The organism is Kitasatospora sp. CM 4170, from assembly GCF_032110285.1.
GTDB lineage: Bacteria > Actinomycetota > Actinomycetes > Streptomycetales > Streptomycetaceae > Kitasatospora > Kitasatospora aburaviensis.
In genome coordinates, this window is the sequence record NZ_CP134877.1 from 1,966,338 (window position 1) to 1,979,678 (window position 13,341).

A 13,341-nucleotide genomic window follows, 5' to 3' on the forward strand; every position below is an offset into this window, starting at 1 on the left:
GGCCCGGAGCGCCGCCCGGCCGCGGCCTCAGGCCTGGAGCGAGGCGAGCGTGACGACGGTGATGTCGGACGGCGCCCCGACCCGGACGGGCGGCCCCCAGGCCCCGGCGCCGCGCGTCACGTAGAGCTGGGTGTCGCCGTAGCGCTCCAGCCCGGCCACGGTCGGGTTGGCCAGTTCGGCGAGGTAGTTGCCGGGCCAGAGCTGGCCGCCGTGGGTGTGGCCGGAGAGCTGGAGGTCCACGCCGTGCCGGACGGCGTCGTGGACGGTGACCGGCTGGTGCGAGAGCAGCACCGAGGTGCGGGCCCGGTCGCGGTCGCCGAGCGCCTTGGCGAAGTCCGGCCCGTCGCCCTCGCCCTTCCCGGCGAGGTCGTTGACCCCGGCCAGGTCGAAGCCGGACAGCTCGACCCGCGCGTTCTGCAGCGGGTGGACGCCCAGCTCGCGGACGAAGTCCACCCAGGGCGCCGCGCCGGAGAAGTACTCGTGGTTGCCGGTGACGAAGAAGGCGCCGTCGCGGGCCCGCAGCTGCGCCAACGGCTCGGCGGCCGCGCCGAGTTCGGGCACCGTTCCGTCCACCAGGTCGCCCACGATCGCGATCAGGTCGGGCTGGGTGCGGTTGATGGTGTCCACGATCCGCTGGGTGTGGGCACGGCCGAGGATCGGTCCGAGGTGGATGTCGCTGACCACCGCGATCCGGTAACCGTGCGCCTGCCGGGGCAGCTTGGCCAGCGGCACGGTGACCTGCTTCAGCCGCGGCCCGCGCAGCACCCCGTAGGCGCCGTTGCCGACCACGGCCGCCGCCGCGCCGGCGGCGCCGATCGCGACCGTCCGGGCGACGAACAGCCGGCGCTCGGGCGACGGCACCGCCACCGGCGGCCGGTCGTCCGACTCGGTGGCGGCCGCGGGAGTCGCCGCCTTCCGGCGCGGCAGCCGCAGCAGCAGCGGACGGACCGCCTCGCCGACCGCGAGCGCCAGCAGCAGGTAGAGCAGCACCGCGAGCCAGAGGAAGCCGGGCCACGCGAACCAGCGCTCGACGGAGAGCGGGAACTTCCGCCCGCCGAGCAGGGCCCCCACCGAGAGCAGCGGCAGGACCACCGCGAGCACGGTGCCGGTCCGGCGCCACCACCCGCCGGGCGCGGACACGTCGCGCACCAGGCGCCGCCAGAGGTACCAGTGCGCGAGGGCCAGCACGGCGAGCACCGCGAGGAGGCCGAGCAGGACGAGGACGATCATCACGCGGACAGTATGTCCGCCCGGCCGGTCCCGTCCGCCGCCGGGTCCGGGCGGCCGCCGCAGGCCGGACCGGGGCGGGCCCGGGGGCGGTCCGGCGTCGCTCCGACCTCGGTCCGGAGCGGCCGCGGGATCACTCCGAGGGCACCCGAAACGCCTGGCGATGTGTCAGATTTGAGCTTTCCACGACAGTTCTTCACCCATGCTGACCTGGGCTTTCGTGTCCGCTCAGCGAACGATTTCCGGGACGTTGTTCCGATACTCGTAGGTAGAAGTTAGGTTGCACCGCATTGCGCGGGTCCGTCCCCCACCCTCGGGCGAACGAGCCGAGGGGCAGGCCGCGCCGGAAAGGCAACAGGACACCCTCCATGAGTGCGGAAACCACAACGTCGGCCGTCTCTCCCCCGGCCGACGCCGCCACCAAGCAGCAGCCCCAGCACGGCGGGCCCGGCCACGGTGGCGACGGCCACCTCAAGGCCGGGCTCAAGAACCGCCACCTGTCGATGATCGCGATCGGCGGCGTGATCGGCGCCGGCCTGTTCGTCGGCTCCGGTGCGGGCATCGCCTCCACGGGCCCCGGCATCCTGCTCTCCTACACGCTCGCCGGCGTGCTGGTCGTGCTGGTGATGCGGATGCTCGGCGAGATGGCGGCGGCCGACCCGCAGAGCGGCTCCTTCTCCGCGTACGCGGACCGGGCGCTCGGCCGCTGGGCCGGCTTCACGATCGGCTGGCTGTACTGGTTCTTCTGGGTCGTGGTGCTGGCCGTCGAGGCCACCGCCGGCGCGAAGATCCTCAACCACTGGGTGCCCGGCGTACCGCAGTGGGGGTGGGCGCTGATCGTGATGGCGGTGCTCACCGCGACCAACCTGTTCTCGGTGGCCTCCTACGGCGAGTTCGAGTTCTGGTTCGCCGGGATCAAGGTGGTGGCGATCGCCGCCTTCCTGGTGATCGGCACCCTGGCCGCGTTCGGCCTGCTGCCCGGCACCCACGCGGTGGGCACCGAGAACCTGGTCGGCCACGGCGGCTTCCTCCCGCACGGCATCGGCGCGGTCTTCACCGGCATGCTGACAGTGGTCTTCGCCTTCATGGGCAGCGAGATCGTCACCCTGGCCGCCGGCGAGTCGGAGGACCCGGAGAAGGCGGTCAGCAAGGCGACCAACAGCGTGATCTGGCGCATCGGCGTCTTCTACCTGGGCTCCATCCTGCTCGTGGTCGCCCTGCTGCCGTGGGACTCCGCGGCCGTCAAGGGCAGCCCGTACGTCGCCGTGCTGGAGCACATCGGCATCCCCGGCGCCGGCCAGGTGATGGACGTCATCGTGCTGACCGCCGTGCTCTCCTGCCTCAACTCCGGGATGTACACCGCCTCCCGGATGGCCTTCTCGCTCGGCCAGCGCGGTGACGCCCCCAAGGTCTTCGCCTCGGTGACCGACCGCGGCGTGCCGCGGGTCGCGATCCTGTGCTCGGTGGTGTTCGGCTTCATCGCCGTCTTCTTCAACTACACCTCCCCCGACACCGTCTTCTCCTTCCTGCTCAACTCCTCCGGCGCCGTCGCGCTCTTCGTCTGGCTGGTGATCTGCTTCTCCCAGCTGCGGATGCGGAAGATCATCGAGCGTGAGATGCCGGAGCGGCTGACCGTCCGGATGTGGCTGTACCCCTACCTCACCTGGACCGCGATCGGCATGATCGGCTTCGTGGTGGCGTACATGTTCACCGACGCCGACGGGCGGAAGCAGATGTACCTGTCGCTGGTCGCTGCAGCGATCGTGCTGGCGGCGTCGGCCGTGGTGGGCCGACGGCGACGGGCCGCGGCGGTGGAACCGGCTGCCTGATCCGGGGCACACCGGCCGCGAACGCCGGGCCCGGGAGCCGTTGCGGAGGCTCCCGGGCCCGGTGCGGCGTTTCCGGGCCCGGTCCGGCGTCTCCGGACCGGGTCCCGTGCGTTTCCGTACGCGTCCGCGCGGCCGGTACCGAACCCCGACGTCTCCGAGATGACCTGCCGACGGCCAACCCCTACCCTTCCCCCTATGCGAGATCTTGTGGCGGGGACGGGGTACCTGGCCAAGGGCCAGAAGTGGGTGGCGCGGCACGGCCGCTGGTGGGCGTTCGGGATGATCCCGGCACTGGTCACCCTGATCGGGTACGTGGTGGCGCTGCTGTTCCTCGGCGGCTGGTCGGAGGACCTCGCCACCTGGGCCACCCCGTTCGCCGACGACTGGGGCTCGCCCTGGCAGGGCATGATGCGCACGGCGCTCGCCGCGATCGTCTTCGGCGGCGGCCTGCTGATCTCACTGATCACCTTCACCGCGGTCACGCTGCTGGTCGGCCAGCCGTTCTACGAGTCGCTCTGCGAGAAGGTGGACGAGTCCGAGGGCGGCGCGCCCACCCCGCCGGACGTCCCGCTCTGGCGGGAGCTGGTGGTCTCGGCCCGCGACAGCCTCTTCGTGCTGGTGCGGGTGGCCGGCTTCGGCATCCTGCTGTTCGCCTGCGGGTTCATCCCGGTGATCGGGCAGACCCTGGTGCCGGTGGCCGGGTTCCTGGTGTCCGGCTTCTTCCTCGCGGTCGAGCTGACGGCCGTCGCGCTGCAGCGGCGCGAGGTGCCGCAGCGCGAGCGGATCCGCCTGCTGCGCGCCCGGCTCGGCCTCGCGCTCGGCTTCGGCGTGCCGCTGGTCCTGGCCTTCCTGATCCCGTTCGTGACCGTCCTGGCCATGCCCGGCGCGGTCGCCGGGGCGACCCTGCTGGCCCGTGACCTGGTCCCGGTCGAGGAGGAGCCGGCCGACGAGGACGACGCGGCGGAGCCGGCGGCCGAGGCCGCCGCCGCACCGGGCGCCCCCTCCCACCCGTCGCAGCCCGGGTACCCCGCGTACGGCGGCCCGCAGCCGGTGCCCGGCAACCCGTACGCGCAGAACCCGTACGCCGCCGAGGGCGGCCGGCCCGCCGAGGGCCGGTACCCCGCTGAGGCCCGGCACCCCGCGACGCACGCCCCCGAGGGGCGGTACGCGCAGAACCCGTACGCGGACAACCCGTACCGCAGCTGACGAGGAGCGTCGGGGGTGACCGTCCGTTCACCCTGCGTCCATCGACCGTCCGCCGGGATGTGAAGCCGCCCACACGGGATTCTCGTCCTACTGCCGTCGATAGTGGACCGACCGCGGACACCCCCGCGCGGATGCCCGCGGCGGGGGCCCCGGGCGCGGCACAGCGGGCGCCCACGGCGCCGCCGACCCGGAAGAACGCAGGCCGTCGGCGGGTTGCGGCCGATCGTTCGTCGACGGAACGGCCGATCCGGCCGACGATTGGACAAATAGAACAAATCGGACGAAAGCGCCCGGCTCCGGCCGGGCGCTTCGCCGTTTCCGCCCACTGAGCCACTACCCCGCGTAGTAGCGGGCGGCTTTGCCGCCCGTCCCGCGCCCTGCCAAGAATGGCCCGTCGCCAGGCAGCGCTGCGGACCTGTCCCCCGCCGCGCATCCCGCCCGCCCCGCCGTCACCGCCGGGGTGCCATGGCCGTCCCGGACGGCATTGCGGGCCTGCTCACCCGAGCCCGCGTGCCGGATGCCCCGCGCTCCCGACACGGCCCCCGACGGAAAAGGATCGCCAGCTCCATGCAGCTCAGCCATGCCCGCCGCAACTCCCTGATCACCGGCATCACCACCCTCGTGGTGGCGAGCGCGGCCACCGCCGCCCTCGCCATCCCGCAGGGCGGCGGCGTCGCCGAGGCCGCCGCCCCGGTGGCCGGCGTCACCGGCACCACCGGTGTCTCCGCGGACGGGCAGCCGGTCGCCGACCAGGCGCCCCAGGCCGACGCTGCCGCTGCCGCCGCCGCCCAGGCCGAGGCCGCGGCGCAGGCCGCCCAGGCCCAGGCGCAGGCCGACGCGGCGGCCGCAGCGGCCGCCCAGGCGCAGGCCGCCCAGGCGCAGGCCGACGCCGCGGCGAAGGCCCAGGCGGAGGCCAAGGCGAAGGCCGACGCGCAGGCCGCCGCCTCCCGCTCCCAGCAGCGCTCCGCCCTCAACGCCAAGCCCGGCTACTCGGGCAGCCCGCGGGAGATCGCCGCCCAGATCGTCCCGGCCGGCCAGCTGCAGTGCTTCAGCAACATCGTCTCCCACGAGAGCAGCTGGAACCCGCGCGCCGTCAACGCCTCCTCCGGCGCCTACGGCCTGGTCCAGGCCCTCCCCGGCTCCAAGATGGCCTCGGCCGGCGCCGACTGGCGCACCAACCCGGCCACCCAGATCAAGTGGGGCCTCGACTACATGAACTCCCGCTACGGCAGCCCCTGCGCCGCCTGGTCCTTCTGGCAGACCCACCACTGGTACTGAGCCGTCCCTGAAGCCGCCCCGAGCGCACCCAGGACTCGTCCGAGGCCACCCGCGAAGCCGCGCGGGTGGCCTCCGGCCGTTCCCGGCCCGCCCCTCCCCTCGGGGACCGGAGGCCCGGAGCCCCGCGCCACAGCCGCACCCGCCGCGCCCGCCGCGCCCTGAGGGCCGCTACCTCCCCGGCCGGGGGGAGGCCGGGCGGGGGCGGAGGGCGAGACGGAGCGGCGGGAGGTGGGTGCGGGCGATTTCATCAGGCGGCAGCGAGGCGAGCGGTTCGAGACGCAGGACGTAGCGGGCCATGATCAGGCCGGCCAGGTGGGCCGCGAAGTCGCAGGCGCGGCGCCGGGCGTCCGCGCCGCCGATCCGGGCCGCGATGCGGTCGACCATCTCCCGCTGCAGGACCTCGCTCACCAGGGTGCCGACCGCCGGGTCCTGGGCGGCTCCGCCGAGCATGGCGCGCAGCGGGTCCGCCGCCACGGGGCTCCCCCAGACGTCGAGGACCTCGGCCAGGACGCGGTCCGGCAGGGTCTCGACCTCGCCTTCCAGGATCAGGGCGAGCCGTTCGGCGGGGTTGGTGGCCAGGGCGAGCGCGGCCCCGAAGAGGCCCTTCTTGGAGCCGAAGAAGTAACTGATCAGGGCGAGGTCGACGTCCGCCTGCGCGGCGATCGAGCGCATCGTCACGGCCTGGTAGCCCTCGGCGAGGAACCGGCGGCGGGCGACGTCGAGGATCTGGGCGCGGGTGTCCGGGCTGCCGGCCCGCCGGCCGCGGCGCGGCGGCTTATTCATCATGGTTGAAATCCTAGGCGCGGCGCGCCCACTCTGGCGGCATCGAGCCACCCCCGGACGGCCGGACCGGTCCGCGGCGGGTGGGAGAACACGAGGGAGAGAAGGCCCGCCATGACCGCTACCGACCCCAGAGCCGCCGGGCCCGGAGCCCCGGCCGCGCCGGGCGCCACCGGACCGCGAGCCGCCACCACGCCCCCGGACGCCGGCGGGGCGGCCGGGTCTACCCGGTCCGCCGGTTCGGCCGGTTCGACCGGTTCGACCGGCTCCGCCGCGGCCCGGGGGACCGCGGGCGTCCGCCACAACCTGGTCCTCCTGGTGACCTGCCTCGCGCTGGCCACCGTGGTCGCCGCGATGGCCTCGCTGAACGTGGCCCTGCCGGAGATCGCCCGGGCGACCCACGGCAGCCAGACCGAGCTCTCCTGGATCATCGACGCCTACAGCCTGGTGTTCGCCGCCCTGCTGCTGCCCGCGGGAGCGCTCGGCGACCGGTTCGGCCGGCGCCGGGCACTGCTCGTCGGTCTGGCGCTGTTCGGCGGCGGCTCGGGGCTGGCCGCGCTGACCACCGACGCCACGGCGCTGATCGCGTTGCGCGGCCTGCTGGGCGTGGGGGCGGCCCTCGTGATGCCGGCCACCCTGTCGACCATCACCGGGACCTTCCCGCGGGCGCAGCGGACCAAGGCGGTCAGCGTCTGGGCGGCCGTGGCGGGGGCCAGTGCGGTGGTCGGGCTGCTGGCCTCGGGGACGCTGCTGGAGCTGTGGTCCTGGCGCTCGGTGTTCCTGCTGAACGTGCTGCTCGCGGTGGCCGCGCTGGTGGGGACCCTGCTCGTGGTGCCCGAGTCCGCCGATCCGGACGCGCCGCGGCTGGACCTCGGCGGGGCGGTGCTGGCCGCGACCGGCCTGGGCGTGCTGGTCTACGCGGTGATCGAGGCCCCGACCCGCGGCTGGGGGGATCCGCTCACGCTCGGCGGGATCGCGGTCGGGCTCGCCGTGCTGGCCGGCTTCGTCGGCTGGGAGCTGCGGCGGCGCCACCCGCTGCTGGACCCGCGGCTGTTCCGCAACCGCCGGTTCGCGGCCGGCTCGCTCTCCATCACCTGCCAGTTCTTCGCCTTCTTCGGCTACATCTTCGTGATCATGCAGTACCTGCAGCTGGTCCGCGGGGACACCGCCCTGGTGGCGGCCGTGAGCGTGCTGCCGATGGCGCTCGCGATGGTGCCGATGTCCCGCCTCAGCCCCCGGCTGACCGACCGGTTCGGCGCCCGCGGTCCCTGGGTGACGGGCCTGGTGCTGATCGCCGCCGCGATGGCCGCGTTCGGCGGGCTCGACGCCGACAGCCCGTACGCGCTGTTCGCCGGCGGCCTGCTGCTGCTCGGTGCCGGGGCGGGGCTGGCGATGACGCCCGCGACCACCGCGATCACCGACGCGCTGCCGCAGTCCCTGCAGAACGTCGGCTCGGCGGTGAACGACCTCTCCCGCGAGCTCGGCGGCGCCCTCGGCATCGCCGTCCTGGGGAGCGTCCTCGGCGCCGGCTACCGCGCCGGACTCGACGTCACCGGGCTGCCGCCGCAGGTGGCCGACGCTGCGCGGTCCTCCCTCGCGGCGGCCTCCCACTTCGGCGGACCGGTGGCCGAGCACGCCCGGGCGGCGTTCGTGGACGGCATGCACGTCACGCTGCTGACCGGCGCGGGCGCCGCGCTGCTGGCGGCCGTCGCCGTGGCGGTCCTGCTGCGGCGGTCCGCGGGCGGGCCGGCCGCACCGGCCGGGCCGGGGGCCGACCTGCGGGTGGTGACCGAGCTGCCCCGGCCTTCGGCCGGCGACCGCTGAGCCGGGGGCGCCGGGGGCGCCGTTCCGCGGGCGTCCGCCGTCGCCCGGCCACCGCGCCGGGCGACGGCGGGACCGTGCGTACACCCGCACTGACGTGGACGCGTCCGGAACGACACGTGAAGATATGGCGCACGCCCGTACGATTTGACGGGTATTGCTCAGAATTACGGGCTGTCAAGGCTTTGCCACCTCCGGCGAGCGCTCCTACGCTCCGGCCTCATGCCCTCACCCCTGCTCAGCGTCCTGGTCCCCGCCTATGACCAGCAGAAACAGCTCCCGGAGTGCCTGGACTCGCTGCTCGCCCAGTCCTTCCGCGACTTCGAGGTGATCGTCGTCGCGGACCGCTCCGCCGACTCCGCGGCCGGGATCGCGGACGCCTACGCGGCCCGGCACCCGCAGGTCTCGGCGCTCCACCTGGACGCGTCGGTGGGGGTCGGGGTGGCCCGCAACGCGGGCGCGGCCCGGGCGGCGGGCGAGTACCTGCTGTTCCTGGACGCCGACCACCTGCTCGCCCGGGACGCCCTGCAGACGCTCGCCGACCGGCTCGGGCAGACCGGGCCGGTGGACGTGCTCCTGTTCGGGCACACCCGCCGGCACGGCGGACGGGACTGGCCGGGCGGCGCCGAGGCGCTGCTCGCCGAGGCCGGCCCGGAGCCGTTCGGGCCGCTGGAGCGGCCGGAGGTGTTCGGCGCGCCCGCGCTGATCTGGGACCGGCTGGTCCGCCGCGAGCACTGGCGCGCCCAGGGCCTGGTCTTCCCCGACGGCCGGTACGAGGAGGTCCCGGTGGTCCACGCGGCGATGCTGACGGCCCGGCGGGTCGCCGCGCTGCCGCGCGCCTGCGTCCAGCTGCGCCGCCGGGAGACCGTGCACCCCACCGGCTCGCCCGGCAGCGGCGTGTTCGACATCTTCGACCAGTACGAGCGGAGCTTCGCGCTGCTGGAGGAGCTCCCCGGCGCGGACGCCGTCCGGGACGCGCTGTTCGTCCGGATGATCCGGCACTACCTCTTCGTCTTCGACCTCGCCGGGTGCGTGGCGCGCGCCGAGCGCCCGCAGTTCTTCCACCGCGCCGCCGAGCACCACCGCCGGTTCCTGCCGGCCGGGCACCGGCGGCCCGGAGGGCGCGAGGGTGTGAAGTTCTCGCTGCTGGCCGGCGGCGCCTACCCGGCGTTCGAGGTGGCCAAGCTCTCCCACATCGCCAAGGGCACGCTCACCGGTTCGGCCCGGCGCAAGGCCTAGGGCGCACGCAGTCCCCGGCCGGGACCGGGGACTGCGCCCGGGGCCGTCCGGCGCTCAGACGTGGGCCGTGCCGCCGTCGGCGGCCATCGCGGCGGCGATCCGGCTCGCCGTCGCGGCCCACGCCTCGTCGGAGGGCTTCGGCAGGACGTCCATCCACAGCGGCAGGGTGGAGCCGCGCAGCTGCGCCATGCCCGCGGGCCGGGCGATCAGCCACAGGTGCAGGTGCGCGGCGCCGTCGCCCCAGCGGTTCACGTGGACCCGGCCGATGCCGCCGAGCGCCAGCAGCGCCGCCTCCACCCGCTGCAGCATCGGACCCAGCTCCGCGGCGCGATCCGCCGGGAGGTCGAGCAGGTCGTGGTGGGCGCGCGGCTGGAGCAGCACGACGGCGGGCAGGCCGGCCGGCTCGTTCGTGGTGCTCAGCCGCCAGTGCGCGTCCGTCCAGAGGAAGTCCGAGTCCGGGCGCGCGCACTGGGCGCAGCCCTCCGGCCCGTCCTCGCCCTGGCGGGGCGGCTCGGGCAGCTCGGGTGCCTGCAGGACCCGGACCTTCAGGTCCCCCTCGTACGGGAAGATGTCCCAGGACGGCGCGCCGTCGGCCGGGAACGGCGGGCGCTCGCCGATCGGCAGGCCGGCGACGTAGTCGGCTCCGGCGGAGCCGCCGGCCGGATTCGTGATCGTCATGTCGGCCGAGCGTGCCAGATGACACCTCGTCGGGTACACACCGGGGTGCCGGTACCGCGCGGTCCCGCCCGGCTGCGATGATCGCGGGGTGCACCGGCCGTGACCGCGGCGGTCCGCGTCACCGCGCGGCCTCGCGCCGTCCCGCCGGCCCCCGCCGCACCGCTCGCCCCGCCCCGCCCCGCACCCGGGAGGACCCACGTGAGCCGACCGTCCGCCACGCCCGGCGCCGACCTCGCCCGGGAGCTGGCCACCACCCTGCGCGGCGACGTCCGCTTCGGCGCCGCCGAGCGCACCGTCTACAGCCACGACGCGTCCAACTACCGCCACCTGCCGCTCGGCGTGGTCAAACCCGCCGACCTCGACGACGTGCGCACCGCGCTCGCGCTCTGCCGCCGGTACCGGGTGCCGGTGGTGCCGCGCGGGGCCGGTACGAGCATCGGCGGGCAGGCGGTCGGCCCGGGCGCCGTCGTCCTGGACTTCCGGCGCCACCTGGGCGCGGTGCTCGACGTCGACCCGCAGCGCCGCACCGCCCGGGTGGAGCCCGGCGTCGTGCTGGACGACCTGCAGCGGGCGGCCCGCCCGTACGGGCTGCGATTCGGACCGGACCCGTCCACGCACAGCCGCTGCACGCTCGGCGGCATGATCGGCAACGACGCCTGCGGCTCCCACTCGCTGGCCTGGGGGCGGACGGCCGACAACGTCGAGTCGCTCGACCTGCTGCTCGCCGACGGCACCGAACTGACCGTCGGCGGACCGCTCGAACCGGCCGAGCGCGCGGCCCTGCGCGAGCTCCCCGGGCGGGCGGGAGCGCTCCACCGGGAGCTGCAGGACTTCACCGACCGCAACCTCGCCACCATCCGCCGGGGCATGCCGGACCTGCCCCGCCGCACCTCCGGCTACCCGCTGGACGCCCTGCTGCCCGAGCGCGGCCACCAGCTCGCCCGGGCGCTCACCGGCACCGAGGGCACCTGCGCGCTGCTGCTCGGCGCCACCGTCCGCCTGGTCCCGGAGCCCGCCGCCCGCGTCCTGGTGGTGGCCGGCTACCCCGACGAGACCGCCGCCGCCGACGCCGTCCCGGCCCTGCTTCCGCTGCGGCCGCTCACCGCCGAGGGGATGGCCGCCGACCTGATCGCGGCCCTGCTCGCCGCCGGGCCGCGCCCGCCCGCGCTGGACCGGCTGCCCGATGGCGCCTGCTGGCTCTTCCTGGAGACCGGCGGCGACACGGCCGCCGAGGCCCTGGACGCCGCCCGCGGACTGGCCGACGCCGTCCGGCGCGAGCGCTCGGCCACCGTCGCGGTGGTCACCGACCCGGGCGAGCAGCGGCAGCTCTGGGCGGTGCGCGAGGCGGGCGCGGGGATCGTCACCCGCCTGCCGGCCGGGGCGGGCGACGCCGGCGCCGGGTCCGGCGGTGGACCGGCCGCCGGCCTTGCCGGGGCCGGCGGGCCTGCCGGGGCGGGCGGCGCCGAGGCCTGGCCCGGCTGGGAGGACTCGGCCGTCCCGCCCGAGCGGCTCGGCGACTACCTGCGCGACCTGCGGGCCCTGCTGCGCCGCCACAGCCTGCGCGGTGTCCCGTACGGGCACTTCGGCGAGGGCTGCATCCACCTGCGGATCGACTTCCCCCTCGCCGAGCCCCAAGGCGTCCTGGTGTTCAGGGAGTTCATGGAGCAGGCCGCCGATCTGGCGGTCTCGTACGGCGGTTCGCTCTCCGGCGAGCACGGTGACGGGCAGGCCCGCGCCGAGTTGCTGCCCCGGATGTACCCGCCCGACATCATCGACCTCTTCGCCGGGTTCAAGCGGATCTGGGACCCGGAGAACCTGCTGAACCCGGGCGCCCTGGTCGACCCGCGCCCGCTCGACGCCGACCTCCGCCAGGCCGGCCCGGTGCGCGAACTGCCGCTCGCCCTCCCCTACGAGCAGGACGGCGGCAGCCTGGCCAGGGCGGTGCGGCGCTGCGTCGGCGTGGCCGCCTGCGTCGACACCGCCACCGGGGTGATGTGCCCGAGCTACATGGCCACCGGCGAGGAGCGGCACTCCACCCGCGGCCGGGCGCGGCTGCTCGCCGAGATGCTGCGCGGCGAGGCCGTCCCGGACGGCTGGCGCTCGCCCGAGGTCCGCGAGGCGCTGGACCTCTGCCTCGGCTGCAAGGGCTGCGCGAGCGACTGCCCGGTCCACGTCGACATGGCCACCTACCGGACCGAGTTCCTGTACCAGCACTACCGGCGCCGGCCGCGGCCCGTCGCCCACTACTCGATGGGCTGGCTGCCGCTCTGGCTGCGGGCCGTCGCGCTGGCGCCCGCCGCGGCCAACCTGATCGCCCGCTCACCGGCGGCCGGTCCGCTGAAGCGGCTCGGCGGGATCGACCCGCGCCGGGTGGTGCCGGTCTTCCCGCCGGAGACCTTCACCCGCTGGTTCCGCCGCCGCGCCGCCGGGCCCGCCCCGGCGGACGCGCGGCCGGTGCTGCTCTGGCCGGACACCTTCTCCGACCACCTCCAGCCGAGCGTGCTGCGCTCGGCCGTCGAGGTGCTGGAGCACCTGGGCTTCGACGTCCGACTGCCGTCCGGGCCCGTGTGCTGCGGACTCACCTGGTACTCCACCGGCCAACTCGGCACCGCCCGGCGGGTGGTGCGGCGCAGCCTGCGCGCGCTGGCCGACGCCGGTCTGCCCCCCGACACCCCGGTGGTCGGCCTGGACCCGAGCTGCACCGCCACCCTGCGCGAGGACGTGCCGCGCCTGCTCGGCGCCGCCGCGCGTCCGCTCGCCGAACGGACCCGCACCTTCGCCGAGTTCCTCGACGAGTACGCCCCCGGGGCCCCGCTCCCCCGGTTGTCGGCCGACGCCGTCACCCAGACTCACTGCCACCAGCACGCCGTCCTCGGCACCGCCGCGGACCGGCGGGTCGAGGCCCGGATCGGGCTGCAGAACCGGGTGCTGGACTCCGGCTGCTGCGGGCTGGCCGGCAGCTTCGGCTTCGAGCAGGGCCACTTCGAGGTGTCGGAGGCGATCGCCGAGCGCGTGTTGCTCCCGGAGGTCCGGGCCGCGTCGCCGGACACCGTGATCCTGGCCGACGGCTTCAGCTGCCGGACCCAGATCTCCCAACTCGCCGAGGGCCGCCGCGCCCTGCACCTCGCCGAGCTGATCGCCCGCGCCCTCCGCGAGCAACGGACTTGATCGGCGGGGGCCGGACGGCCGGCACCTCCGCTGCCTCCCCGGTCGCCCCCGTCCCCTCGGCCCCACCAGCCCCGCCGCGTACCAGGATTGATCGCGTCGCGGCCTTCCCTAGCCG

Annotated in this window: 9 protein-coding genes; 6 read left to right on the forward strand and 3 right to left on the reverse strand. The window is 75.5% G+C overall.

Annotated elements, in window-relative coordinates; translation table 11 throughout:
• Nucleotides 1-27: 27 nt before the first annotated feature.
• Nucleotides 28-1,230 (reverse strand): metallophosphoesterase, encoded by a 1,203-nt coding sequence (locus tag RMN57_RS07835; protein WP_313762660.1) that lies wholly within the window; start codon nucleotides 1,228-1,230, stop codon nucleotides 28-30.
• A 365-nt stretch (nucleotides 1,231-1,595) separates the two neighbouring features.
• Between RMN57_RS07835 and RMN57_RS07840 the strand changes: the two genes are divergently transcribed.
• The 3 genes from RMN57_RS07840 (at nucleotide 1,596) to RMN57_RS07850 (ending at nucleotide 5,540) form a co-directional block, all read left to right on the forward strand.
• Nucleotides 1,596-3,056: an amino acid permease gene (locus tag RMN57_RS07840; protein ID WP_313762661.1), complete on the forward strand. Its 1,461-nt coding sequence runs from the start codon at nucleotides 1,596-1,598 to the stop codon at nucleotides 3,054-3,056.
• A 195-nt stretch (nucleotides 3,057-3,251) separates the two neighbouring features.
• Nucleotides 3,252-4,262 carry an EI24 domain-containing protein gene (locus RMN57_RS07845; protein ID WP_380233785.1) on the forward strand — a complete coding sequence of 337 codons (1,011 nt, stop codon included), beginning with the start codon at nucleotides 3,252-3,254 and terminating at the stop codon, nucleotides 4,260-4,262.
• Nucleotides 4,263-4,829: 567 nt separating this feature from the next.
• Nucleotides 4,830-5,540, forward strand: a complete 711-nt coding sequence (locus tag RMN57_RS07850; RefSeq protein WP_313762662.1) for a transglycosylase SLT domain-containing protein — start codon at nucleotides 4,830-4,832, stop codon at nucleotides 5,538-5,540.
• A gap of 168 nt (nucleotides 5,541-5,708) precedes the next feature.
• Here the strand turns inward: RMN57_RS07850 and RMN57_RS07855 are convergent, their stop codons facing one another.
• Nucleotides 5,709-6,326 (reverse strand): TetR family transcriptional regulator, encoded by a 618-nt coding sequence (locus RMN57_RS07855; RefSeq protein WP_313762663.1) that lies wholly within the window; start codon nucleotides 6,324-6,326, stop codon nucleotides 5,709-5,711.
• A 108-nt stretch (nucleotides 6,327-6,434) separates the two neighbouring features.
• On the opposite strand from RMN57_RS07855, the gene RMN57_RS07860 reads away from it, so the two are divergent.
• On the forward strand, nucleotides 6,435-8,144 hold the full coding sequence (locus RMN57_RS07860) for an MFS transporter (protein ID WP_313762664.1): 1,710 nt from the start codon (nucleotides 6,435-6,437) through the stop codon (nucleotides 8,142-8,144).
• Nucleotides 8,145-8,363: 219 nt separating this feature from the next.
• Nucleotides 8,364-9,380 (forward strand): glycosyltransferase family 2 protein, encoded by a 1,017-nt coding sequence (locus RMN57_RS07865; RefSeq protein WP_313762665.1) that lies wholly within the window; start codon nucleotides 8,364-8,366, stop codon nucleotides 9,378-9,380.
• Nucleotides 9,381-9,434: 54 nt separating this feature from the next.
• Here the strand turns inward: RMN57_RS07865 and RMN57_RS07870 are convergent, their stop codons facing one another.
• Nucleotides 9,435-10,058: a hypothetical protein gene (locus tag RMN57_RS07870; RefSeq protein WP_313762666.1), complete on the reverse strand. Its 624-nt coding sequence runs from the start codon at nucleotides 10,056-10,058 to the stop codon at nucleotides 9,435-9,437.
• 198 nt (nucleotides 10,059-10,256) lie between these two features.
• Here RMN57_RS07870 and RMN57_RS07875 point away from each other — a divergent pair, with 198 nt between their 5' ends.
• Nucleotides 10,257-13,226 carry an FAD-binding and (Fe-S)-binding domain-containing protein gene (locus RMN57_RS07875; protein ID WP_313762667.1) on the forward strand — a complete coding sequence of 990 codons (2,970 nt, stop codon included), beginning with the start codon at nucleotides 10,257-10,259 and terminating at the stop codon, nucleotides 13,224-13,226.
• Nucleotides 13,227-13,341 lie beyond the last annotated feature (115 nt).

Bases quoted from the DNA above. Each gene is read 5' to 3' on its own strand.
- RMN57_RS07835 (WP_313762660.1), bottom strand. From the start codon at position 1,230: ATGATCGTCCTCGTCCTGCTCGGCCTCCTCGCGGTGCTCGCCGTGCTG.
- RMN57_RS07840 (WP_313762661.1), top strand. From the start codon at position 1,596: ATGAGTGCGGAAACCACAACGTCGGCCGTCTCTCCCCCGGCCGACGCC.
- RMN57_RS07845 (WP_380233785.1), top strand. From the start codon at position 3,252: ATGCGAGATCTTGTGGCGGGGACGGGGTACCTGGCCAAGGGCCAGAAG.
- RMN57_RS07850 (WP_313762662.1), top strand. From the start codon at position 4,830: ATGCAGCTCAGCCATGCCCGCCGCAACTCCCTGATCACCGGCATCACC.
- RMN57_RS07855 (WP_313762663.1), bottom strand. From the start codon at position 6,326: ATGATGAATAAGCCGCCGCGCCGCGGCCGGCGGGCCGGCAGCCCGGAC.
- RMN57_RS07860 (WP_313762664.1), top strand. From the start codon at position 6,435: ATGACCGCTACCGACCCCAGAGCCGCCGGGCCCGGAGCCCCGGCCGCG.
- RMN57_RS07865 (WP_313762665.1), top strand. From the start codon at position 8,364: ATGCCCTCACCCCTGCTCAGCGTCCTGGTCCCCGCCTATGACCAGCAG.
- RMN57_RS07870 (WP_313762666.1), bottom strand. From the start codon at position 10,058: ATGACGATCACGAATCCGGCCGGCGGCTCCGCCGGAGCCGACTACGTC.